Here is a 24,628-nt window from a genome sequence, read left to right as displayed (position 1 = left end):
CGATGCGCGCCCAAACCCTTCGTCAATATCTGAGTGTCCATACGTGGGCCGGCATCGTGGCCGGTTTCGCGTTGTTCGTCGCCATGCTCGGCGGCGCGCTGACCGTCTTTCATCACGAAATCGAACGCTGGGAGCAACCGGCGACGCGTCACGCACCGCTCTCGCTCGCGCAGACGGAGCAACTCGCCGAGATGGTTCGCGCGCAGTACCCTGCCGCCCGCGAGCAAATGGGTGTGGTGCTGCCCAGCCATTCGCCCATGCCTTTCGCTTACTGGCAACAGCCCGACGGCGAATGGATGCAGGCGCGACTGCGTCTGAATGCGGACGGCACCGCATCGTCGCTCATCACGGGCGATGCGCGCCCCGGTCTGTCGAACACGGTCAATTCGCTGCATTACTCGCTCTCGATCCCGACCTACGGCTTGTATCTGATGGGCGTGGTGTCGCTGTTCTACGGCATGGCGCTGATTTCCGGCGTGATCGTGCACCTGCCGCGCGTGACGCGCGACATCTTCGCGCTGCGCCCGGGACGCAATCTGAAGCGCTTCTGGCAAGACGCGCACAACGCCATCGGCGTACTGAGCTTGCCGTTTCATATCGTCTTTGCGTTGACGGGTGCGCTGCTGTGCCTGAGCCTGCCGCTGATGATGGCGTTCAACGTGCTGACGTTCGAGAACAAGCTCGCCCCGCAGTTCTTGCAGATGACGGGCGCCGTGCCTGCCAAAATCGCACCGGTCGACGGCAAGCCGCTCGACCTTCAGGCAGTGCTGGCGCGCGCCGAACACGCAGCCCCCGATCTGGAGACAACGGCCGTTGCATGGTCGCGCTACGGCAAGCCGGACGCCGTGGCCGAAGTCTATGGCGAGGCGAACGACTCGCTGGGCGTCTTCGGTGCAGTGGCGGTCCGTCTGAACGACGGCGAGATCGTCGGCCAGCACAGCCCCGGCGTGCGCGACACGAATCATGCCGTACTCAGCATGATCTATGGCGCGCACTTCGGAAATTTCGCGGGCGACGTCATGCGCTGGGTGTATTTCATCCTCGGCCTGATGGGTGCCTTGCTGGTGTATAGCGGCAATCTGCTCTGGCTCGAATCGCGCCGCAAGCGCAATGCGGCCATTCAGCCCGCCAACCTGCGATGGATGGCGAAGGCAACGGCTGGTGTATTCCTTGGCACGTGCCTCGGCATCGCTGTGGCGTTTGTCGCTGCCGTGGTCGCGCCGAATGCCACGTCGCTGTCGATCTTTGTCGTCACGATCGTGCTATCGATGCTCTTCGCCGCGCTGAGCCCGCCTGCGGTGGCCGCGACCGGATTGCTCGTGGCGACTGCGCTCGCCTGCCTCGCAATTCCCGCCGTCGATGCGATGTTCACGCCCGACAATCTCGTGCGGACGCTCGCCAATGGCGACTGGGTGCTCGCGGGCGTCGATCTTATCGCCCTCGCCGGTGCCGCAATCTTCGCGTTGTTCGCGCGTGCGACTTGGCGTCGTGCACGACTCGGCGATCCGAACAGCGTCTGGGCACGCCCGACTGCGACAGCCCAAACCACGGCACAAGTCATGCCGCAAACGCCCCACAAATAAAAGATCGATTCACGACGGACGCGCTGGCACACCGCGCGTCAACTACAGGGAGATGTACCGATGTTGCAACACCGCCCGCTCGCAGGGCGCGGATTCGCTCGTCCTCGCGCCGCGCACGACCTGACGCCTCACCACGTTCCCACCCCCTCGCGCATCACACGCGCCATCGCGGGCGTGTTCGCGATCTGCGCCGCATCGTTGACCTTCGTATCCGGCACGGCTTACGCGCAACAAGCGCCGCAGGCTTCGCAAGCGTCGGACGGGCAACCCGCCGCGAAAGACACGGCGGCGTTGCCCACGACGACCGTGTCGAGCAATCGCGATGAAGACGTCAAGGTCGAGCGGGTAACGAGCGGCGCACTCGGCACGCGACGTGCCGTGAACACGCCGTTCTCGGTCGTCGGCGTGAACAGCGAGCAGATCAAGAATCAAATGGCGCAGACGGCGACGGATGCCTTCAAGTGGGACCCGGCCGTCACCACGCTCTCGGAAAACAAGCGCAACGAAAACTCGTACTTTGCGGTGCGCGGTATGCGCGTCGACATGCTCGACGGCACCAAGATCGACGGTCAGAACTTCGTCTCGTGGCAGGCCGACATTCCGCTCGAACCGTTCGAACAGGTCGAGCTGCTTAAGGGGCTGTCCGGCTTCATGTACGGGTTCGGTGCGCCGGGCGGCATCGTCAACTACGTGTTGAAGCGCCCCACGGACGAGCCGCTGCGTCAGTTCTCGGTCGGCTACGAAGCCAACAACGTGTGGAGCCAGAAGCTCGATCTGGGCGGACGCTTCGGCCCCGACAACCGCTTCGGCTATCGCCTGAACCTCGTCAACGAGGAAGGCAACACCGCCGAGCCGAACAATCACGTGCGTCGCAAGACGATCTCGTTCGCGACCGACTTCCGCATCACCCCCGATCTGACGTGGTCGGCCGACATCGCCTACTGGAAGCGTCAGACGACAGGCACGCTGTTCGGCATGAGCTTCGGCGGCGCGACCGCAGTCCCCGACGCCAACAAGGTCGCACGCAATCTCGCCCAACCGTTCACGTACTACGAAACCGATGCGCTGACGGCAGGCACTGCCCTCGACTACCGCATCAACGATCAGTGGAAGGCGAACTTCAAGTATCGCTTCGCCCGTCAGAATCGTCTGAACGGCGACAGTTTCCTCTACGTGATGAACTCGGCCGGTGACTACAGCGACACGCAGTACAAGTGGAAGACGGCGTACTACTACCAGGCGTGGGACGCCATGGTCGAAGGCAAGTTTGCGACCGGTCCGTTCAAGCACAACGTGGTGTTCGGTGTGTCTTACCAAACGCAGGTGAAGCTCAACGACAACGGTCTGGGCGGTAACGGCATTTCGCTCGGCACGAGCAACATCTACAACCCGTCGCTGCTGCCGAATCAGGACATCGGCATGGATTACCAGCCGTATCGCAGCGAAAAGATCTCGCAACGCGCGATTTTCGCGAGCGACACCGTCGACATCACGTCGCGCATTTCGGCACTGGTCGGCCTGCGCTACACGCAGTTCAACGACGACCTGTACGACATCTATGGGCAAACCGGCACGTCGTACAAAGCCAAGCCCGTCACGCCGACGCTGGCGTTGATGTACAAGACGGACAACGATTCGACCGCTTACGCGAGCTACGTCGAATCGCTGGAACCGGGCGGCTCGGCCTCCATCACCGACAACAACTATCCGACGACCTACGGGCCGCTCAAGAGCAAGCAATACGAAGTGGGCTGGAAGGCGGACAAGCAGTCATGGGGCGCGAATCTGGCGCTGTTCCGTGTCGAGCGCGGCTACGCGTACACGAACGCGTCGAACTTTTTCGTGCAGGACGGCACGCAGCGCTTCCAGGGGCTCGACGCCAGCGGCTGGGTGCGTCTGGCGCGTGACTGGCGTGTGATGGGCGGCGTGCTGCTGCTCAACACGAAGGCCGTGAACGTCGACGATCCGAACGTCGCAGGTAAGCGCATCTTTGCGGCACCCCGCTATGTCGTGACCGGTCGTGTCGAGTACGACACGCCGATCGTGCGCGGCCTGACCGTGGCGGCGGGCGTGAAGGTGACCGGACAGCAGGAAGTCGACGCCGCCAACACGTTGTCGATTCCGGCATTCACGACAATCGACGTGTCAACCAAGTACGCCACGCGTGTGGCCGGTAAGTCCGTGGTGTTGCGTGCCGCCATCAACAACCTGACGGACAAGCATTACTGGACGACCACGTACAACGGGTTCGTGCTGCCCGGCTCGACCCGCACGTTCCTCGCCAGCGCCACGATGGACTTCTGATCCATGGCGAAGAGGTTCGTGGAATGAAAAAAGGCCGCTCAATGAGCGGCCCTTCTTTGGGCGACGGGATGACTGGCGATGGCTAACGCTACGCCCAGCCCATCCCGATTGCCTGCTGCAATCGTCGATTAACCGACGAAGGCGCGCTCGACCAGATAATGCCCCGGCGCGTGGTTGTGACCTTCCACGAAACCGCGCTTTTCGAGCAGCTCGCGGGTGTCCTTGAGCATGGCCGGGCTGCCGCACAGCATGACGCGGTCGTTTTCGGGCGAAAACTCCGGCAGACCGATGTCCGAGAAGATCTTGCCCGACTCGACCAGCTCCGTAATACGGCCCTGGTTTTCGAACTCTTCACGCGTCACCGTCGGGTAGTAGATCAGCTTGTCGCGGATATACTCGCCCAGATACTCGTGCTCCGGCAGATGCTGGGTAATCAGATCGCGGTAGGCCAGCTCGCTGGTGAAGCGGCAGCCGTGCACCAGAATGATGTGCTCGTAGCGATCGTAGACTTCCGGGTCACGGATGATGCTCATGAACGGCGCGAGGCCCGTGCCCGTCGAGAGCAGATACAGGTTCTTGCCCGGCAGGAGGTTGTCGTCGATGAGCGTGCCCGTCGGCTTGCGGCCAACGATCACCTTGTCGCCCGGCTTGATGTTTTGCAGGCGCGAGGTGAGCGGACCGTCCTGCACCTTGATGCTCAGGAACTCCAGCTCTTCCTCGTAATTGGCGCTCGCCATGCTATAGGCGCGCAGCAGCGGCTTGCCATCCACTTCCAGGCCGATCATCGTGAACTGGCCATTGACGTAACGGAACGAAGCGTCGCGAGTGGTCTTGAAGCTGAACAACGTGTCGGTCCAGTGGTGGACTTCCAGCACGGTCTGTTGATTCTGAATGCTCATATTGACTTGACGTTTAACGGAGGCGGCGGCACAGCGCTTCGGCACGGCTGCACGGGTGATTGCCCCACACAGCCAGACTTGCCGGAATCACGCTTTCGCAGGCCATCCTTGACGGCCCTGATGCCCGAACTCCAGGCGCATCAGGTGTACGCACTATCGGTTATGGACGGGAAAACCCGACTATTTTACCCCAATTGGGAATTGCTTTCATTTGTCCCCAACGTCATTTAAGACATATCCATATGCCTGAGAGGCATATCGCACGGGGCTGCCCGATCAGCGATAGCCGTTCGGGTTTAGATGTTGCCAGCGCCAGTGGTCGGCGCACATGCGCGCAAGATCGTACTCGGTGCGCCAGCCCAGCAGTGCCTGCGCCCGCGCCGGATTGGCGTAGGACACGCCGATATCGCCCGAGCGGCGCTCGACGATCTGGAACGGCACCTCACGGCCGCTGGCGGCCTCGAAGGCGTGCACGACTTCCAGCACGCTGCGCCCTTCCCCCGTGCCAAGATTGACGGTGAACCCGGCGTCGAGCTTGCTCAGCCCGGCCAGCGCCGCCAGATGGCCGCGCGCCAGATCCACGACGTGGATGTAATCGCGGATACCGGTGCCGTCCGGCGTGGGCCAATCGCCCCCGTAGACCTTGAGGACCGGCTGCTTGCCAACGGCGACCTGCGCCACGAACGGCATCAGATTATTGGGCGTGCCGCCCGGATCTTCGCCGATCAGCCCGCTTTCGTGCGCGCCCACCGGGTTGAAGTACCGCAACACGCCGATACGCCAGCGCGGATCCGAATTGGCCGTGTCGGTCAGCATCTGTTCGGCCATCAGCTTGGTATGGCCGTACGGATTGGCCGTGGACAGTGCCGCCGTCTCCTCGACCGGGACGGACACCTGATTGCCGTACACCGCCGCCGACGAGCTGAACACCAGATGTCGCACGTCGTGACGGTCCATCGTCTCGATGAGCGTCAGCAGGCTGCCGAGGTTGTTCTTGTAGTACAGGAAAGGCTTCTGAAGCGACTCGCCGATGGACTTGAGTGCTGCGAAGTGAATCACGCCGTCGATGCGGTGACGGGTGAATACGTCTTCCATGACCCCCGCCGAGCAGGCATCGCCCTCGACGAGCACGGGCGCACGCCCGGCAATGCGTTCGATGCGCGCCACGGCGTCGCGGTGGCTGTTGCACAGGTTATCGAGAATGACGACGTCGTAGCCCGCCGTCAGAAGCTCGACACACGTATGCGAGCCGATGTAACCGGCGCCGCCGGTAACGAGAATGGTGCCCAGATGGTTCATGAAGATGCCTTGGCAACGCCCGTGTGGCGTGGCCGATTCGCACAAATGTGCACGACGATTGCAATCGCGAGACCCGGCATCTTACTCCAGCCGTCCGCGCCATGCCACTGATGGGCGATGCGCCGGGCCCCATAGACGCCCAGACGTTCGGCCCCATGTAAGTATCGTATTCGAGCGCCGCGAGTCGGCGCGTCAGCCGATGCGCGCCGAGCGCCAGCACGCACACCAGTGCAAGCGCAAAACCGTAGCCGTACAGCGCGGGCCCGCAGACCAGACTGACCCCGGTGAACAAGGCGTTCAAACACACCAGCAGGGCCGTCAGGATGAGCACGTCGCGACGCCGGTCGAGGTAGAAGAGCACGTTGAGCACGCCGAGCAGGAGAACCTGCATACCGGCTGAGACGACGTCGATACGCAGCAGCGTCTGCCACCCGCCAGGCACACCGACGAGCCGCAGCATATCTTCACCGAACGCGAAGACGAGCAATGTCACGACGGCCTGCACCTTCAGAATTTCGTACAAGCCGGTACGCACAGCACGTACCATCAGCGCCCGCGACGCCGAAATCTGGCGCAGTGTGCCGCCGTGCCGCACCGCGTCGAAAAAGGCCGTGTACGCCTCAGCGAAGTCGGTTTCGATGCGCAGCAGGAACACCGCCATTCCCGGGATCACGCAAAGATAGGACAGGAAGACCGGCAGATCGTAGAGGGGCGCGGCCCGTAGCGGGCCGATCACCGTCATGCCGGTCGCAGGCCACGCCCAGAACATCAGCTTGTCGATCCACACGCCCAGCCCGAAGCAAACGCCGACCCCCACGAGCGAGAGCCGCAGATTGCGCGGCACGAACACCGCCCAGGAAAGCCACGTGGACGTACGATAGTTGCGCGCGACGATGACCGTGAACCCGAGCAGCAGCGCCGTATGACCGATGACGAAGCCGCCCAGCAGGCCCGTCAGACCGAACCGTCCCAGCAGCACGGCGCAGACGACGGTCAGACTGTAGCCCGCGCAGAACACGCCGAGAATCGCCCGGTACTGCTTCACGCTCGTCAGAAACAGGACCACGATCCAGAGGTTGCCCAGCAACACGAAGCCGATCCACATCAGCCAGCGATAGGTCAGCGGCTGGTCGACGAAGAGCGTTTGCGACAGCAAAAGGCCAACGCTACCGAGCACAACTGTCGTGACCAGCGACACGGCGTTGAAGGACGGCATCACTGCCTGCGGCTCTCCGGCGAAAAGCCGGTCGCTCAGGTAACGCGTGAACGCGAGCTGGATCAGCCCGGTCACGATCACGCTCGACGCTATCAGGTACGTCACCGATACCTGAAACTGCGTGAGAACGACCTGCGGATGCACTTGCGCAAGACTCATCAGCCCGACAAGCACCACACCGACCATCGACAACACCAGCGGCCCCGCACTGATGATCCCGGCGTAGCTATAGGCCGCAAACGTGCCCGACAGCGTATCGCTGCGCAGCAGACGCCGAAGTTCGAACCCGATCCCGGCCATCAGCGCTCGCCTCCCGGGGTGCCCGGCGTACCATCTTCGTCCATCCATCTCCGGTACAGCGTGCGATAGGCATCGCGAACGGTGTCGAGGCGATAGTGCCGCTCGACGCGCGCGATACCGGCAACGCTTGCGGCCTGCCATGCCGACGGCTCCATCACGTCGACGATTGCGGCGGCCAGCGCTTCGGGGTCGGCCATCGGCACAATACGCCCCGACCGCCCGAGCGCGCGGTCTTCCGGATCGCCGCCTTCGATCAGTTGACGACATGCACCGACGTCCGTTGCCACTACCGGCACCCCGGCGGCCGCCGCTTCGAGCATCACCAGCGGTAACGCCTCGGACACCGAGGACAGCGCCAGCACGCCGATCTGCGGCAACACCGACTCGACGGCGCGATAGCCCATGAACCTCACCTGATACTCCATCCCCAGACTCGCCGCGAGGTCGCGGCATTCTTGCGCGTAGGCCCGGTCTTCGGTGTCCGGTCCGACGATCCACCCCTGCACGTCGGGCCGCGCCCGGTATGCGATGAAGAGCGCGCGCAGGAAGGTCTTGATGTCCTTGACCGGTACGACGCGCCCGATCAGCGCAACGACGGGCGGGATGTCGTCGTCCGCCACGCCCCCTCCACCTTTGCGGCGTTTCTCCCGAAGCGCCGCAAAGCGCGCGATGTCGACCCCGTTGGCGATGCAGCGCGTCTTGTGCGCAGGCGCGCCATCGCCGATCTGCCGCAGCCGGTTGCCCTCGTAGAGCGACACGATCTCGTTCGCCGTGTCGTAGCAGATCCGCCCGATGGCTTCGAAGAACCGCATCCAGAGATTCTGGAAGTAGCCCACACGCGAGATGTCGCGCTCGAAGGGCCCCCGGTTGTCCCGCAACCACTCGCTTTGCAGCAGATCGAGCTTGCGCTCCTTCGTGTAGCTGCCGTGTTCGGTCACCAGCAGTGCCCGCCCGTTCGCCATGCGCAGCATTGCGCCGAGCAACCCCGCGTAGCCCGTCGACACCGTGTGATACATGCGAGCAGGCGGCAAAGCGTTGGCGATGCGCGCAAGTTGCCAGATCGGACGATGCATCGCGCGAATCGTCCAGAAGTAGTCCGTGAACGACGGGTCATGGCAAAACCTTTCGTAGCGTTCGGTGATGAATTCCCAGGACCGTTCGCTGTGCAGGAACGCCGAGGGCGACAGCGGCTGCCCGTCGCGCAGCAGCGGCAGCAGGTGCTCGAGCATGCTACGCAGGCCATCGACTTTCATGTACCCCGCAACGTCCGCCCCCTCTGCGTTACCCGCGTTACCCGCGTTACCCGCATTACCCGCATTACCCGCGTCAGCCGCCCCACCCGACCGGCTCTCGTACCGCTGACGAAACAGATCGTGCATCCGGGCGATGCGGGCAAAAACGTCGGCGTCGCCCGCACTTCTCCGGGATGCGGCGCGCGCGTCCTCGACGTCTGTCGGCGTTGCGGACGAGACGTCGGTCTCGTAAAGGTAATGCGCCTCGAAATGCGTGACGTTCGCGGGCAACGGGTAGACCGGCGCACCGTAATCCTCACGGCGGCTGCCGATGAACACGACGGAGAACGTCAGGTCGGGAAACGCCCGGATCAGTTGGTCGACCCAGGACGATACGCCACCACGCACGTAGGGAAAGGTGCCTTCGAGCAAGAGCGCCACATCTGCCATCGCGGGCGTCGTTGCGATGTCAGCCCCTGTGCGGGACGACGGTTTGGGCGTCGCGTGGAACGTGGACGAAGCCATGGGCGTCAGCGCGTCCAGAAGCGCACGGCAGGTTGAACGACCGGCGAGGCGGTGACATTGGACACGCCCGTAGCACCGGTCACACCCGCGCCCAGCCCGCCGAGCAACAGCGAAACGCGGTCATAGCGACGCCGCTGGAACGCAGCTTCCGCCAGCCACGGCAACAGGCGTTCGGTCGGAAAGTTGTGGAACTGCGCCTGACGCAAGTGCATTTCGGCCACGTCGGGGTTCTCGCGCATCAGGGCACAGCGGCCCAGCAGATACCACATGGACGCATCGTCTTCGTGCTGCTCAAGTGCGTCGCGCGCGAACTTCTCTACGCGCTCCAGCGTGAAGCGCAAGACTTCGCCACGCACGAGGTTCTGGTAAATCAGTTCCCAGTAGAGTTGCGCGAGACAAACACAGGCATGTGCGCGCTCATCGTCGTCCTCGGCCGCCTCGTGCCGGTCGCGCATCACGAAGATCTGCTGCATGATCCGCTTCTCCATTCCGTCGAGAATGCCGTACGCGAGCAGGCGCACCTCCTCCACCGGGTCCGCCAGCAGGTCGCGCGCAATCTCGCTCGTGACCCGCGAGGGCAGCGCCTGCACGGAGATGAGAGCGGCAACGCGGTCGTCGCGCTCGCCCTGCACGTTGCGCAGCCGTGCCCGCAGACGCATGCCCGCACCGTGACGCACACGCGCCACCAGGTGCGAGACGAAACCCGGTGTTTCCACGCGGCCCGCCGGCATCGACTCACGCGGCGGTGGGAACAGATACCCCATCAGCAGCACGCCCATTACGACGACCATGCCCGCCACCGGCAGGAAAAAGGTCGCCAGCGCGATATGCCCGAACACGCCACGACGATCGCGATAGCTCGCAGGCAGCGCGCACGTCACGAACCCGCCCGCCAGCAGTGCAGCGATCGCTTGCCATGCCAGCACGACGGGCATGGCATCGGGAACCAGGCCGGTGACGGCCGGCGCGATGAACGGTGTGTCCCACGTTGCCGTTCGCAAAACGAGTCGCAGCACGTGCCACTGCGCCGCGACGGCGAGCACCGCCAAGGCCAGCGTCAGCGCCCAGCGGATGACCCGCACACCACGCGCAGCGCCCCGTTGCCGGAGTCGCCAGACAGCGCTTGCGGATCCGCGTGACGAATGGCGCTCAGGCATGATCGACGCAGCGCTCCATCAGCTTGAGCAGACCATCGCCCGGGGCGTCGGCATCGACGTGTGCAGTGTGCACGGCAATATGGCCGCTCTGAAAGTCGACGTCGTACTGCTGACGCAGCAATGTCTCCACTCGCATCAGATAACCGTCGATGCCGTGCTCGTCCGTGATGGGCATGAGTGCGATGGCGATTTGCCGTCGCGGCGTGCCGATCGTCCACATGGCGTCGAGTGCCCGGCGCTGGCGCACCGTCTGCTCGAACAACGAGTCGCCTCGTGCACCGCGCGGAAACGCCAGCGCGACCAGCGACGATTCGATGCCGCTCGCACGCTTGAGGCGCGCGAGCCGTCCGAGTTCTAACGCGAAGTCATACGGGGCTTGCGGCACCAATGCTCTGACGCTCGACACGAGCGGCTGATGCACGACGCCGTCGGCGTAGTACGCGAGCAACACGAGCAACAGTTGCAGATTGTCGTGATTAAGCGCGAGGAATGGCATGCGTCGCACGATCAATACGCTGGTCAGCGACCCTTCAGCGTCAAGCAGCGGCACGCAGGCCAGATAGGGGCTGCCGTCGCTGGCGGCATCGTCGGCCTTCACATGCGCCAGCGTGCCCTCGCCCAGACAGTGCCGCACCAACGGGTCATCGACGTCCGGCTCGAACCCTTCCCCGACCCGTGCGATGGGCGTCGTCGTAAGCCGGTCGCCACGCACCGCGAACAAGGCGGCGACTTCGATCTGGCAGGTCAGCGCAGCGAATTCGAGCATCGGTTGTGCGTTGGGCAGGCCGCCGGGCGCACCATGAACATCACCCGAACGCCGTACGGTGAGGTCGCGCAGACGCGTCAATGCATCGCGCAACGTGACAGGACGCGCAAGCAGATCACGCTCCAGCCGCTCATGCGACACGCGCAGCAAATAGTGATTGTGAGTAATCGCGACGAGGCGGTCGCTGTAGTAAGCGTTGATGCCCTGCGATCTGAGTGCGCGATGGGACCAGATGTCACAGAAGTGACCGGCGACGAGCGCCATCGTCATACCACCCGCAAAGTGCGCCATCGGAAACGGCGCGCCGGAAGGGCCGCACAGGACATGCCACGCCGCCATGAGCAACGCCCCGCTCGCCGCCCCGGCCAGCGAGCCGTAGCGCAAGGCGCCAATGAGCGAAACGAGCCAGAGCCACGGGAATTGCGTGGTGAGCAGCAGAGGATCGTCGGGACGCAGCCGCCAGGCCACCACCACCGCGATCAGCGTGGCGATCAAAACCTCCAGCAGCGCAAAGGAACGCGACATGGCCGGTGCAACCCGCCGCCCCCAGCGTCCCAGATTTCCGAGCGGCTGCGATCGGCGTACGCGCGTCGTCGATGACGATGGCGACGATGATGACGTCGATGCGCCGGAAGCCGAAGAAGCGGAAGGAGATGACGAAGCACCGGCGCGATGGGCGCTCGCCGGTTCGGCGTCGGTATGCATGATTCCCCGTTATCAGAAAGCGCCCTGCCCGGCCTTTTCATTCATGCCTGGGTCATGGGCCACGGATCGACAGTTCCTGTGAAAGACCCGTCGCTCCCGTCCCGCGAATCTTGCGCACCGGGACGGCCTTTGACTGCTGATCCGAACTGATCTCGTATGTTTGATGGAGAAGCACTTTACACACGCGCAGTCCTACTTTCGTCCCCATTCTTTCTCGCTGCCAACCCGCATGAATGCTCAGGATACCGACGCAAGCCGCCCCTTACCGGGGTTCGCCGTCGAACGAAAACGGCCCCTCGTGCGGACCGACGTAAGCAAGATGCGTACGCACGCCCGCGCCCGGTTGCCACAGGTGCATGGCGAAGCCGGGTGGCTCAAGCGTGACCGACCCCGGCGCCCCCGCAGCCAGCCCGAGCGTGATCTGGTGCGCGGTCGACACACACGTACTCGCCATGATCCCCGGCGCACCGTCCACACTCGCATGAATGCTGCGATGCAGATGCCCGCAGATCACCCGTTCGATGTGACGATGCTGCGCTATCACCTGCGCGAACCCTGCTCGACCCTGCACGGAAAGGCCGTAGCCGTCCATGAACTCGATGCCCGTATCGAACGGCGGATGGTGCATTGCAATGATCGTCGGGCGTCCCTCGCAGGCGTGGAGCTGCTCATCGAGCCATGCGAGTCGCGCGTCGCACAAATGGCCGCCCGCGCTCGGCGGGTCTTGCGTATCGAGGGTCAAAACAGTGAGCGGACCGAGATCGACGCGGTATTGCACGAACGTTTCGTTCGTATGCAGATAGGCATGCTCCGGAAAAGCGTCACGCAGCCCTTCACGATGATCGTGATTGCCGACCACCAGATAGAGCGGTATTTCGAGGTCTGCCAGGCACTCACGAAGTACTTCGTATTCCGATAGATGCGGTGTGTCGATCAGGTCGCCGGTTGCGATGACGGCGTCAGGTCGTGGCGTCCAGCGATTGATGGTGGCGATCGCATTGCGCAAGGCGCGCGCGGTGTCGACGCGTCCGCAAGCGAGCATGCCAGGACGCGTGATGTGGAGGTCGGTGATCTGACAGAGCAGCATGAAGCGGTTCCTCAATGTCGATTGGCGGCGTCACGCTAGCCATCGCAAATGACACCCGAATGACCAACCAAAAGACGCCCGTCCGCGCAAGCCCTAAAACGCTAGGGAAACCCCCAAAGCCCGCCCAGCAAGGGATTGCGCGGGGGCATGACCGGAGATGCCCGCAGATACCGGGGTTTTGCCATCAAGAACGAGAAAGTACGCGGCATTGCACAACAAAATCGCCGCAAACCGTTGTCAGGACTGGCCCACAGCCCGCCGAAGGCTCTATAATGCGGCTGCCCGGCCAGTGCCGGCGCCCTCACGATGCGTGACGCAACCGGTCTTCGGATCAGGTTCGCGTGACGTGCCGCGAAGGCGACATTCTGGCGTATGCCGCGTGCCTTATGGCGCGGATACAACACCGACACTCGTCAAATGGCGAAAGTGTTAGAGTTGTCGCCGGTATTCACCACCTCTCAAGGGAAACACACATGAACAAACAGGAACTGATCGACGCCGTCGCTGGTGTTACGGGTGCAAGCAAGGCTCAAACTGGCGAAACCATCGACGCTCTGCTCGAGACCGTCAAGAAGGCAGTCGCCAAGGGTGACTCGGTTCAGTTGATCGGCTTCGGCTCGTTCGGTTCGGGCAAGCGCGCTGCGCGTACCGGCCGCAACCCGAAGACTGGCGAAGCGATCAAGATCCCGGCAGCCAAGACCGTGAAGTTCACGGCTGGCAAGGCGTTCAAGGACGCTGTGAACAAGAAGTAAAACCAGTTGCGCGCAGGCCGGCCTCCGTGCCGGCCTATCTTTTTTGCTCGCATTCGGCCGTCGATTTCGACAGCGGGTTCGACAGGTTTCCTGCTGGATTCCGCAGTAGAATCCCGATGTGCCATGCGCAGCAATGAGAAGGCGTCACGTCATCCTCTCGCGAGGTCCACGACTGATGTGACGCTGCGTGCCGCGCGGGTGGCCTGTGCCCCGCTCTGCGCAAAGCAGAGGCGCCCGCGACAAAGTGCTGCACCCGCTTTGCCGCGTCATGCGCTCAGGCAACTATGCTATGTTGCGTAACATGACACGCGCGCCGTTAGCGGCTTCCGCCGCCTCTTCCGAAAGTTTCTCCGCTACCGGCTCTCGTCAGGCCGAGGAAGGCGCACTACCGTCGTCTGCCCAAATGCGGCGTATGTCGGCATCCCGTCTGCTGGTCATGCACGTGGCGTCTGCATTGACGCAATGGCCAACGCTGCCCGATGCGGCAGAAGACGCGGCAGAAGACGCGGCAGAAGACGCGGCCAACGTCGACACCATTCCCCCTGAAGCCGTTCATCAGTTGCGCATCGCGACGCGTCGCCTTCGTGCGCTGATCGACATCTACTCGCCATGGCTAAAACCGCGCTGGCATCGTCAACTCGTCGCCGAGCTGAGTTGGCTTGGGCATTCGATGGGGCCCGTGCGCGACGCAGATGTTTTGACCACCGAGACACTTCCGGTCTTACGCCTCGAATATCCGGATGTCGACTGGATTGCGGTCGATGCGCATCTGTCGAAGGTTCGCAGCGACGCTCGGGCGCAAGCCGCCACCGCGCTGACGAGCGATCGCCAACGCGCGTTGCATGGGCTGTTGCGCGATGCCTTTGGCGTTCACAACGGCAGGGCCGATGCGCGCGCAGCCAAAGCCTTACGACGCCCGTCGCGTACGCCCGGCAAGCGGCCACGCGCACTGGCGAAACACGCGCATAACGTGCTTCGCGAACGATACATTGGGCTATTTCCTGATTGTCGCCAGTTGGCGATGCTCGATACCGAGCAGTTGCACGCGTTGCGCGTCAAGCTCAAGAAGGCGCGTTATAGCGCCGAGGCGCTCACGCCGTGGCTGCGCAAGTCGCTTCGCTTGCCGTATCACGAAACATTGCGCACCGCGCAAACGTTGCTCGGGCATATCAACGATGCTGCGGTCGCGCAACGTGCGCTGGAAGACATGCCCATCTCGACGGAACACCGCGAGACGCTGACGGCACGCCTTGACGCGATCATCGTCAACGCCACCAGCCGCGCCGCGCACGCGCTATGCCAATTGCCCGACGCCCATCGCCTTGAGCGCGGCATGCGCAAGGCGTAGGCATCAGGCAACCCAACGTCACACGACTCAGACGACTCAGACGACCTTGGTACGAAGCAGACGCATGCCGTTTGCGATCACCAGCAGGCTCGCTCCCACGTCCGCAAATACCGCCATCCACAGCGACGCGAGGCCCATCACTGCGAGTGCGAAAAACACGGCCTTGATCCCAAGGGCGACAGCGATGTTTTGCTGGAGCACGGTCGCCGAACGCTGCGAAAGCGCCAGAAACGCTGGCAATTTGCGCAAATCGTCGTCCATCAGCGTGACATCGGCGGTCTCGAGCGCGCTGTCCGTGCCCGTCACCCCCATTGCGAAACCGACGTCGGCTGCCGCCAGCGCAGGCGCATCGTTAATGCCATCGCCCACCATCCCTACGTGACCGTACTTTTCGCGCAGTGACGACACGGCTTGCCACTTATCTTCCGGCAGCATCTCGGCACGCACATCGCTCACGCCCGATTGCTCACCGATGACCTGAGCGGTAGCCCTGTTGTCGCCCGTGAGCATGACGGTGCGCACACCCATCTTCGTCAATTGGGCAATGGCCTCACGGCTTTCCTCACGCAGCGTATCGGCCACGGCCAGCACCGCCAGCGCCTGCGTTTCGCTTGCCAGCACGATAGCGGTACGTGCCTGCGCCTCGAGACGCGTCAGTTCGGCCTCCACCTCGGCATTGCACACCCCCAACGATTCAATCAGACGATGGTTGCCGAGGTAGTAAAGCGTTTCACCGACACGCCCCTTCACCCCCATCCCCACCAGCGCCTCGAAGTCGGTCACGGACGGCAACGCCCCAAGCCCCGCCTGCGCATGACCTTCGACGACGGCGCGCGCGATCGGGTGAGTCGTCTGAGCGTCCAGTGCGGCGGCGAGCGTCAGGGCTTCGTCGCGAGATGTGCCGCGCAACGGCACGACATCGGTCAGGCGCGGTTCGCCACGCGTGAGCGTGCCCGTCTTGTCGAGTGCGACCGCACGGATCAGGCGGCCACTCTCCAGAAACGCCCCGCCCTTGATCAGAATCCCGGCGCGCGCGGCGGCCGTCAGCCCGCTCACGACCGTGACCGGCGTGGAAATCACCAACGCGCAGGGGCATGCGATGACCAGCATCACCAGCGCCTTGTAGATCCACGGCGACCAGGCCAGGCCGAACGCCAGCGGCGGCACAATTGCGACCAGCAGCGCGCAAAGCACCACGACCGGCGTGTAAATGCGTGAGAACTTGTCGACGAAGCGTTGCGTCGGCGAGCGTTGCTGCTGGGCCGTTTCGACAATGCGCACGATGCGCGCGAGCGTCGTATCGCCGGGGGCGACCGTCGTGCGATACACGATCAGACCGCTTTCGTTGATGCTGCCTGCGTAGACGTCATCCCCAACCGTCTTGTCGACAGGCACGCTCTCACCGGTAATCGACGCTTGATTCAGCGCTGACGCACCCTCCTCGATCACGCCATCGATGGCAATGCGCTCACCCGGACGCGCCCGCACCCGCGCCCCCACAGCAAGTGTTGCTGCGGGGACATCCGCCCAGGTGCCGTCGGCCTGCTGCACCGACGCCTGATCCGGCGCGAGACGCATCAACGCCTCGACGGCGCGACGCGCTCGGGTCAACGATGCCGCCTCAAGCTTTTCGGACAACGCAAACAGTACGATCACCATGGCCGCTTCGGGCCACTGACCGATGAGCATCGCGCCGATCACGGCAAGCGACATCAGGAAGTGGATGTTCAGTGTGAAGTGCCGCAGCGCGATCCAGCCCTTCTTGAGCGTCGGCAAGCCACACGCAAGAATGGCGGCGACAACCATCGCACCCACCCACGGGCTGTGCTCAGGCACGCCGGACCAGACCGCGACCTCGCTCGCGGCAGCCAGCACACCACCGGCGACGAGCCGGACAACGTCGCTTGTCCGCTTGGCGGGCGGCGGTGCGGCTGCGCCAGCGTTCTCGCCGGAAAGCGGCACGGGCGTCATCCCCAGTTTGCGCAGGGTGTCCGCCACGGCATCGCGCTCACGATCGACATCGGACGCCGACGCGCGCTTGTCGAAAACGACCGTCAGTTCACGCTTGAGCAGGTTGAAGTACAACGTGTCGACGCTGGGACGACGCTCAAGCTGATCTCGAATCAGACGCTCCTCTGTCGGACAGTCCATCTGATCGATACGGAAGCGCGCCTGCGGCGCATCCATTGCGGGTGCCGGTGCCGACGGCGCAAAACTCGCGCCGCCCGAACAGCACGAGGCGTCGTCATGCGTGTGGGCGGCGGTTACGCCGTGGCTGCCATGGTCATGGTCATGGTCGTGAGCATGACCGTCGTGACGATGGCCGTGATCGTGGGCATGCCGATGCCCCTGTGACGGTGGCGTGTGCTCATGCGAATGCCCGTGACAGGTCTCGTGATCATGCCCTTGCGCTGGACCATTTCCATGGCCGGGCATCTCCCGATTCGCCGTCGCCGCAGTGGTCAGACCCGCCAAACGGCCCGATTCCGAAGGGTTGGACATGTGAACTCCTGGTTACATGATTCGTGTTACCCTTTATTCAAAACCCTGTAGTGACTACGGAGTCAAGTATGAAAATCGGAGAACTGGCCCGAGCGGCGGGCACCGATGTCGAAACCATCCGCTATTACGAGCGCGCGGGCCTGCTGCCGCCGCCGCCGCGAACCGACGCTGGTTATCGCACCTACGGCGACGAACACCTGGACGCCCTGCGCTTCATCCGTCACTGCCGTTCGCTCGACATGCCGCTCGCCGATGCCAAACGACTCGGCGAACTGGCGCACGACACCCATGTGACGTGCGAAGATGCCAACCAACTGATCGAGGCACATCTGGCACGCGTGCATACGCGCATCCACGAATTGCAGGCGTTGGAGCAGCAGCTTCTGCATCTGCAAGCGCAATGCCGTAGCCGTCATGAGACGAGCGACTGCGGCATCCTGCGCGCACTCATGCAAGGCGCACAGGGCGAGGCCTGCGCTTGTCACAACGAGACGGACCCCATCGAAGTCGCTTGCGAGCACGACCACAAGCACGGTCACGCGCACGCGCACGCGTAAATTGCAAACGTTCCCGTTTTTTTCGCGTCGCATGACCGGCGGCGCAAACCGATTCTGCACATTACACAAACATTCCCGGGCATCACATCCGTGATGCCCGCGTCAACATCCGCTGTCCGCTCCGGCACTCGCCGCATCCACCCTCACGCAAGACAAAACACGTCGCACGAGGTGCGTCACGATCTGCGCATTGGCCAACGCAGCGTCGTCACGCAGATGGCACACGCCCTAAACGTTCTCCAGTTGATCAAAACGTAAAAATTGTGAGAAATCGCCCTGTTTCCCGCGAAATTGGGGGCAAGTGAACGTAGAATGTCCCGCACGCTTCGTAACCGCCTCACAGGGCGTGTTGCGTGACGCTCGGATTACGCACCGATATGTCGTAATCCGTTTCATTTTTTGATCACTTGTCGGAGACCTTATGTCCAGCGATGTATCCGCGACGCCAGCACCCGCGACGGAGAGCAACGCCGACATCGTCATCATGGGTGCGGGGGCGGCCGGTATTTCGGTTGCCGCAAGTCTGCGCCGCCGCCGTCCGACGCTCTCGATCACGATCGTAGATCCGGCCGACACGCATTACTATCAGCCCGCCTGGACCCTCGTCGGCGCCGGCGAATTCGACGCCTCCCGCACGGCCCGCCCGATGTCGAGCGTGATTCCCGAAGGCGTGAACTGGATCCAGGCTGCGGTCACGGCTTTCGCGCCGGAGCGCCAGCAAGTGCTGCTCTCGGACGGGCGTCGCCTCGGCTACCGCTTCCTCATTGTGGCGCCCGGGCTGCAACTGAATTGGGAAGCCATCGACGGCTTGAGCGAAACGCTCGGCCGCAATGGCGTGACCTCCAATTACCGCTTCGATCTCGCCCCGTACACGTGGTCGCTGGTTCGCGAATTCAAGGGCGGCAATGCCCTGTTCACGCAGCCGCCGATGCCGATCAAGTGCGCGGGCGCCCCGCAAAAAGCCATGTATCTCTCGGCCGATACTTGGCGTCAACGCGGTCTGCTGGACAAGACGAAGATCGAGTTTCATCTCGTGGCACCCGCCCTGTTCGGCGTCAAAGACTACATCCCGGCGCTGATGGAGTACGTCCAGCGATATCGCATCTCGCTCAATCATCTCTCGCATCTGCGTGCGGTGGATGGCGAGCGCCGTGTGGCGCGTTTCGAGATTTTCGATGCTGACGGGCAATCGCAGTTCGTCGACAAGCCGTTCGATCTGCTGCACGTGGTGCCGCCGCAAAGTGCGCCGGACGTCTTGCGAGCGAGCCCGCTGGCCGACGCTGCGGGTTGGTGTGAAGTCGACCCGGCGACGCTGCGCCACGCGCGCTATGCCAACGTGTTCGGTCTCGGCGACGCGATTTCCGCACCCAACGCCAAAACCGCCGCCGCAGCGCGCAAACAGGCCATTGTCGTCGCCGAAAACTTGCTCGCCTCGATGGATGGCCGCCCCCTTTCACTGCAATACGACGGGTACGGTGCTTGTCCACTTACCGTGGAGCACGGCAAGATCGTGCTTGCGGAATTCGGCTATGGCGGGAAACTTCTCCCTACATTCCCTATCGACGGTACGCACGCGAACCGTTTTGCGTGGGTCCTGAAAAAATACGTGCTGCCAAAGGTTTATTGGGACTTTATGCTTCGGGGCCGCGAATGGCTGGCGCGCCCACGCTGAGTTGACCGTAGGTGAAACCCGCACTCAATTTTCAAATTTGGGTGCCGTTAAATGTCAAAGGACCCGGTCTCGCGATCGGGAACGAGCTTCTAGTCGGGCCACGCCTTGCGCGCGGTCTGCCGGAACGCGAAGGAAACGGCGCACCGGACGGTGCGCCCGATTCACTCCTCGCACGACGGCCGACACATTTACGCGTCTTATGCAGAACATGATTCAAGGGTTTTCTGGCGGCACGACCTGTTCGACGCGTGGGCTTTTCCTGCTGGATGGCCTCGCCAGCATTGAACGCGCCGATGACAATCGCTCAACCGTTCAGGCGATGTTTGCCTGCCTGCCGAGATGAACGATACGAACGCGCTGCGACGGCAAGTCGTCCTCGCCGATTTGCTGCTGGATCGCCAGCGGCTTTTGCGCGCCCTCAGTCTCGAGCTGAGGACCCCGAGCCCGCCCAACAGCCACAGCGCGCTAGTCGTGCTGCACGTGGGTCGGGGCCAGCGCAAGGCGTCCAGTCAACAGGCAATCTCCGACGCGGATCTGCTCGCGACGGTGGCTTTTCGCATCGGCTCGCGCATTCGACGTCGCGACCTCATCGGCCGCGTTTCGGATCAGCAGGTGGCGATTCTGCTACGCGACCTGAGCAGCCGCGAGGCCGCCGTACAGATTACGCGCCGCTTCATTCGGGCGGGCGAATCGCCGGTGCCGTGCGGCAACGGGCTGCTCTACCCGATCGTCTCGGCGGGCATCACGCATCTGCCGCAGGTTCCCGTGTGGCCGGCCACCCTGCTTGAACATACGTCCGACGTCGCCGATCAGGCCATTCGCGAGAGCGCGTCGCGCTTTCTCGTCACCGAAGCCCCTGCCGCGCCGACCGAGGGTATTGCCCCGCCGGACGATGCAGGCAACGAGCATTATTGGCGCAGCGCCATCGGACGCGCGCTCTCGGACTCGGAATTCCGCCTGCACTATCAGCCGCAGATCGACATGCGTACGCATCGGTTGACGGGCCTCGAAGCCCTGATCCGCTGGCAACGGGACGACGAACTCATCATGCCGGGTGAGTTCATTCCGGCGGCCGAGCGGTGCGACGTAATCGGTCCCATTGGCGACTGGACACTGCACGAAGCGTGTCGTCAGCTCGACAAGTGGCATACGGACGGTGAAGAGTACCCTCGCGTGGCCGTGAATCTCTCCGCGCAGCAAATGCGCGTGCAGACGCTGGAGACGGTTCGCTACGCCCTCAAACACCACCGCGTGCCGCCGGACAAGCTGGAGATCGAGATCACCGAGTCGTCGCTGATCTCGCATCTCGACGAAGCCGCCACGCTGATGAACGAACTCGTCGCGATGGGCGTGCGCTTGTCGCTCGACGACTTCGGCACCGGCTATTCGAGCTTCGTGCGGCTCAAACGGTGGCCGTTCGGCACCGTCAAGATCGACTATCAGTTCGTGGCCGGGGTGCTGCTCGGCGGCTATGACACCGAACTGATCCGCGCGATCATCGCCATCGCCCGCAAGCTCGAAATCGAAACGGTGGCCGAAGGCGTGGAGACCAGTGCGCAACGCGATGCGCTTGCATCGCTGGGCTGTCACGCGTGGCAGGGGTATCATTGCACGCGTCCCTTACCGCCCGGGCACATCGAAACGTTCATTCGAGACTGGCACGGGCGCCTGTAAACGCGTCAGCAACCGCCTTTGCCGTTGGTCAACGCCCCTCTTTCCCGTCGACATGCCGCTTTCGCCTTTTTGTGCGGCGTCGTCGTTCTGCTGTGTGTCCTTGTCGCCTGGGGTCTGGCGCGTTTCGCTGCCGACCAACTCGTGGCGAACCGTGCCGCGCGCCTGCTTTACGAGGAGCGCAGCATCGCCACGAGGCTGGCGCATGGCACCGTTCATACGGTCAATCAGGATCTGATGCTCATTCGCGGCATCCCGCAGGTCCTCGCGCAAATCGAGCAGATTCAGTCCGCCGCGAATTCGATTGCCACCCATCCTCTGACACATGTTCCGCAGGACAAAGCGCGACAGATACTGCTGGCGAATCCCGTCCTGAAGCCCGTCAATGAGCTGCTGCGCGTCGCGCAGCTGTATTTCGGCGCGGATCTCGTCTGGTTAGGAACGCCCGACGGCATCACCATCGCGTCCAGCGACTTCAGTTCGACGAACCCGCTGATCGGCGACCGCTACGGCGACCGCGACTACTTCAACACGGCAGTCCTTGGCGGCGCGGGGCAGCAATACGTCACCGGACGCAAGACGGGAATGCCTGGCATGTACTTCACCGCGCCGGTCTATCACGACGGCATTCTGGTCGGCGTCGTTGTCGTCAAGCTCGGCATTCGTCGGTTGTCGCACTGGGTCGACAGCGGCGCTTCGTTCATCACGGACAAAAATGGCGTGATCGTGCTCGCCAACGACCCGACCTTCACCGGACTGGCGGTGCCGGGTGCAGCGGTGTTCAATCTCTCACGCCCGGAGCGCCGCCATCTGTATATGCAGGAAGACTTCACTGTCGTCCCCATCGAAAACTACGATCTGACACCCAGCACGCCCAACTTTCTCAAAATGGGACCGGACGACGAGGACAACAAACACAGTGCGCGGCTGGTACGCGTGCGCCCTGACAATCAGCCGTATTTGTTGGATGTCGAACCGTCGTCGGACGGCGACATGGTGATTTACACCATGAGCGAAGCGCCAACGCTCGGCAGCCTCTCGGTCGAACGACGACGTTATGCCTTACTGGTGTTCGCGTTGCTGCTCAGCTCGGCTGGCGCGCTCTATCTGCTCGTGCGCTACCTGCGCCGCGAAAAGCTCCAGTTGACGGACACGCTGGCAAAAAATGCAGCCCTCGAACACGAGGTGAAGTACGACGCACTGACCGGCGCGCTTTCACGCGGCCACTTCCTCAAGCGCCTGCGTGCCGAAGTCATGCAGGCGGATTCCGCAGACGTGCCGACAAGTGTCATCCTTGTCGACCTGGACCATTTCAAGCAGATCAACGACACCTGGGGACATGCGCTGGGCGACACGGTATTGGCCACCTTTGTCCGGCTTTGTCACGAATCGTTACGCGAAGATGACATCTGCGGTCGTTTGGGGGGCGAAGAATTCGCTATTATCCTGAGTGGCGCCACAGAAGCACGGGCGTTCGACGCCGCTGAACGGCTGCGCGAAGCCGTTCGCGAATCACGCATCAACGTCGACGGTCGATCGCTTCAGTTCACGATAAGTGCCGGCGTAGCCCAATGGCACACGGGTGACGACGACAACGCCTGGCTGCAACGCGCCGACGCAGCGCTGTACCTTGCCAAATCTCGTGGACGCGATCGCTGCGCCCGCGAATCCGACCTCCGGGTACTCACCCGAGGCGGTTCTTAACCGGCTTCAGGCATCCCGGCCTGAAGTCGCCAACTCAGACCGGATCGATGCTCAAGACGAATCTCGCCACATTCGCCCCATCGCCGCTTCGCGCCGTTCAGGTCGGCGCAGCCGCCCTCTGCCTGGCCCTGAGTAGCGCCGCATATGCGGATCTCTCGCTACTGCAACCGCCGCGCGCCCTTACAGGCGGTGCGCCGTTGCAGCTCATGCTGTTGGCCACACAGGACTCGCCAGGCCGCAAGACCATCCATTTGCCGGAAGAAATCGTCGTTCGCATCTCTAACGACGACTTCAAACCGACACTGCTGCATCTGAAGCGGGCCGCGATCGTCCCCGCTCAGCTCACCCTGTCCAACGGACAGTTCCGTCGCGTCTCTTATTCAGCAGTCCTGCCCAAAGAGTTACGCGGGTCCGTACGCATCGAGCCGGTCGACTGGGACGCCTCGATCACCACCGTGGTGCTGGATCGCGCCGCACCTGCCGAACCGATGGTCGCCGCAGCGCCGATCCCTGCGGAAAGCGGCGCGACCTCGGGCACTGGCAACGGCACAGCAGCGCCAGCGTCTGCCGCAGTCGCGGCGGCACCGGCCGCCACATCGCCCGAGGCGATCGCCCCGACAGCCGACGCCGAGTTCGCCCGTATTTCGTCGAATGAGCCGATGTACATTGGGTTCGGCAAGAACGGCGACGCTAACGCGCGCTTTCAGCTCAGCTTCAAGTTCCACATTCTGAAGCCCGACAACCCCACGTCGAAATCCTTCCTCGACAATCTGTACTTCGGCTACACCCAGTTGTCGACGTGGGATCTGGAAGCCGAATCCGCACCGTTCCGCGACTCGAATTACCGTCCGAGTTTCTTCTACTACGTCCCCGACACGGGGGTGCGTGCTGGCTGGTTCTCGTCGCTGGGTGTCGCCGCCGGTATCGAACACGAGTCCAACGGCAAAGCAGGCGACGACTCGCGCAGCATCAACACCGTCTTCGTGAAACCGATCCTCACGCTCGGCAACCCGTCCGAGTATCACTGGACGATCGCGCCGAAGCTCTATGCCTATCTGGAGAAGAAGGACAACCCCGATATTCAGGACTATCGGGGCTACATGGACTTGCTCGTGTTGTGGGGCAAACCCAATGGCTGGCAGATCGGTGCAACGCTTCGCAAGGGCATGAAGCGCAACTACGGCAGTGTGGATGTGCAGGTGACCTATCCGCTCGGCAAGCTGATTCCGGGCACCGGCGGCTATATCTGGCTCGGCTATTTCACGGGTTACGGCGAAGATATGCTCGACTACAACCGTCACTCGCGGTCGCAGGTGCGCATCGGCTACAGCGTGTTCCGTTGGTGAGGC

General features: G+C 63.1%; 18 protein-coding genes and 1 pseudogene. 11 read left to right on the top strand and 8 right to left on the bottom strand.

Translation table 11 applies throughout. From position 1 onward, the window contains the following. Positions 1-2 precede the first annotated feature (2 nt). Together NTU39_RS12555 and NTU39_RS12550 are read left to right on the top strand one after the other, a co-directional pair. Positions 3-1,583 (top strand): PepSY-associated TM helix domain-containing protein, encoded by a 1,581-nt coding sequence (locus tag NTU39_RS12555; protein ID WP_257959934.1) that lies wholly within the window; start codon positions 3-5, stop codon positions 1,581-1,583. A gap of 60 nt (positions 1,584-1,643) precedes the next feature. After that, positions 1,644-3,887 (top strand): TonB-dependent siderophore receptor, encoded by a 2,244-nt coding sequence (locus NTU39_RS12550; RefSeq protein WP_257959933.1) that lies wholly within the window; start codon positions 1,644-1,646, stop codon positions 3,885-3,887. Positions 3,888-4,015: 128 nt separating this feature from the next. On the opposite strand, the gene NTU39_RS12545 is transcribed toward NTU39_RS12550, so the two are convergent. The 6 genes and pseudogenes from NTU39_RS12545 to NTU39_RS12520 all read right to left on the bottom strand — a co-directional run bounded on the left by NTU39_RS12545 (position 4,016) and on the right by NTU39_RS12520 (position 11,806). Next, a complete protein-coding gene (locus tag NTU39_RS12545; RefSeq protein ID WP_150662463.1) occupies positions 4,016-4,786 on the bottom strand; it encodes a ferredoxin--NADP reductase in 771 nt (256 codons plus the stop codon). A gap of 276 nt (positions 4,787-5,062) precedes the next feature. Continuing rightward, a complete protein-coding gene (gene galE, locus NTU39_RS12540) occupies positions 5,063-6,085 on the bottom strand; it encodes a UDP-glucose 4-epimerase GalE (RefSeq protein ID WP_257959932.1) in 1,023 nt (340 codons plus the stop codon). A gap of 154 nt (positions 6,086-6,239) precedes the next feature. Continuing rightward, positions 6,240-7,601: pseudogene (gene pelG / locus NTU39_RS12535) on the bottom strand (exopolysaccharide Pel transporter PelG); the annotation flags it as partial. Then, positions 7,601-9,283, bottom strand: coding sequence for a GT4 family glycosyltransferase PelF (pelF, locus tag NTU39_RS12530; protein WP_257960082.1), 1,683 nt, complete (start codon positions 9,281-9,283; stop codon positions 7,601-7,603). The gene pelF and the pseudogene pelG, both read right to left, overlap by 1 nt. Before the next feature lie 80 nt (positions 9,284-9,363). Further along, positions 9,364-10,515: a tetratricopeptide repeat protein gene (locus NTU39_RS12525; RefSeq protein WP_257959931.1), complete on the bottom strand. Its 1,152-nt coding sequence runs from the start codon at positions 10,513-10,515 to the stop codon at positions 9,364-9,366. After that, positions 10,508-11,806, bottom strand: coding sequence for a PelD GGDEF domain-containing protein (locus NTU39_RS12520; protein ID WP_246184363.1), 1,299 nt, complete (start codon positions 11,804-11,806; stop codon positions 10,508-10,510). The genes NTU39_RS12525 and NTU39_RS12520 overlap by 8 nt, the downstream gene beginning before the upstream one ends. Here NTU39_RS12520 and NTU39_RS12515 point away from each other — a divergent pair. Further along, positions 11,805-12,068, top strand: a complete 264-nt coding sequence (locus tag NTU39_RS12515) for a hypothetical protein (RefSeq protein ID WP_246184362.1) — start codon at positions 11,805-11,807, stop codon at positions 12,066-12,068. The two genes, NTU39_RS12520 and NTU39_RS12515, sit on opposite strands and share 2 nt — an antisense overlap. Before the next feature lie 180 nt (positions 12,069-12,248). On the opposite strand, the gene NTU39_RS12510 is transcribed toward NTU39_RS12515, so the two are convergent. Beyond that, positions 12,249-13,073 carry a phosphodiesterase gene (locus NTU39_RS12510; RefSeq protein WP_150662458.1) on the bottom strand — a complete coding sequence of 275 codons (825 nt, stop codon included), beginning with the start codon at positions 13,071-13,073 and terminating at the stop codon, positions 12,249-12,251. Between the two features lie 473 nt (positions 13,074-13,546). On the opposite strand from NTU39_RS12510, the gene NTU39_RS12505 reads away from it, so the two are divergent. Both NTU39_RS12505 and NTU39_RS12500 read left to right on the top strand, forming a co-directional pair. Next, positions 13,547-13,825, top strand: a complete 279-nt coding sequence (locus NTU39_RS12505; protein WP_039398613.1) for an HU family DNA-binding protein — start codon at positions 13,547-13,549, stop codon at positions 13,823-13,825. 412 nt (positions 13,826-14,237) lie between these two features. Then, on the top strand, positions 14,238-15,173 hold the full coding sequence (locus NTU39_RS12500; protein WP_257959930.1) for a CHAD domain-containing protein: 936 nt from the start codon (positions 14,238-14,240) through the stop codon (positions 15,171-15,173). Between the two features lie 36 nt (positions 15,174-15,209). Here the strand turns inward: NTU39_RS12500 and NTU39_RS12495 are convergent, their stop codons facing one another. Next, positions 15,210-17,360 (bottom strand): heavy metal translocating P-type ATPase, encoded by a 2,151-nt coding sequence (locus NTU39_RS12495; RefSeq protein WP_257960081.1) that lies wholly within the window; start codon positions 17,358-17,360, stop codon positions 15,210-15,212. Positions 17,361-17,743: 383 nt separating this feature from the next. On the opposite strand from NTU39_RS12495, the gene NTU39_RS12485 reads away from it, so the two are divergent. From NTU39_RS12485 to NTU39_RS12460, 6 genes are all read left to right on the top strand, one after another. Further along, a complete protein-coding gene (locus tag NTU39_RS12485; RefSeq protein WP_150662456.1) occupies positions 17,744-18,232 on the top strand; it encodes a Cd(II)/Pb(II)-responsive transcriptional regulator in 489 nt (162 codons plus the stop codon). 421 nt (positions 18,233-18,653) lie between these two features. Then, entirely contained in the window at positions 18,654-19,904 is a 1,251-nt protein-coding gene (locus tag NTU39_RS12480) for an NAD(P)/FAD-dependent oxidoreductase (protein ID WP_257959929.1), read from the top strand. A 199-nt stretch (positions 19,905-20,103) separates the two neighbouring features. Next, positions 20,104-20,247, top strand: coding sequence for a hypothetical protein (locus tag NTU39_RS12475; protein WP_174984116.1), 144 nt, complete (start codon positions 20,104-20,106; stop codon positions 20,245-20,247). Beyond that, positions 20,244-21,578 carry a putative bifunctional diguanylate cyclase/phosphodiesterase gene (locus NTU39_RS12470; RefSeq protein ID WP_052252903.1) on the top strand — a complete coding sequence of 445 codons (1,335 nt, stop codon included), beginning with the start codon at positions 20,244-20,246 and terminating at the stop codon, positions 21,576-21,578. The genes NTU39_RS12475 and NTU39_RS12470 overlap by 4 nt, the downstream gene beginning before the upstream one ends. Positions 21,579-21,719: 141 nt before the next feature. Next, positions 21,720-23,279 (top strand): sensor domain-containing diguanylate cyclase, encoded by a 1,560-nt coding sequence (locus tag NTU39_RS12465; RefSeq protein WP_150662454.1) that lies wholly within the window; start codon positions 21,720-21,722, stop codon positions 23,277-23,279. 47 nt (positions 23,280-23,326) lie between these two features. Further along, positions 23,327-24,625: a phospholipase A gene (locus tag NTU39_RS12460; protein WP_257959928.1), complete on the top strand. Its 1,299-nt coding sequence runs from the start codon at positions 23,327-23,329 to the stop codon at positions 24,623-24,625. Positions 24,626-24,628 lie beyond the last annotated feature (3 nt).

It is taken from the genome of Pandoraea commovens (assembly GCF_024704525.1).
GTDB classification, from domain to species: Bacteria; Pseudomonadota; Gammaproteobacteria; order Burkholderiales; family Burkholderiaceae; genus Pandoraea; species Pandoraea commovens.
Note: the sequence above shows the minus strand (reverse complement) of the source record. Positions and strands in the feature narration are given on the sequence as shown.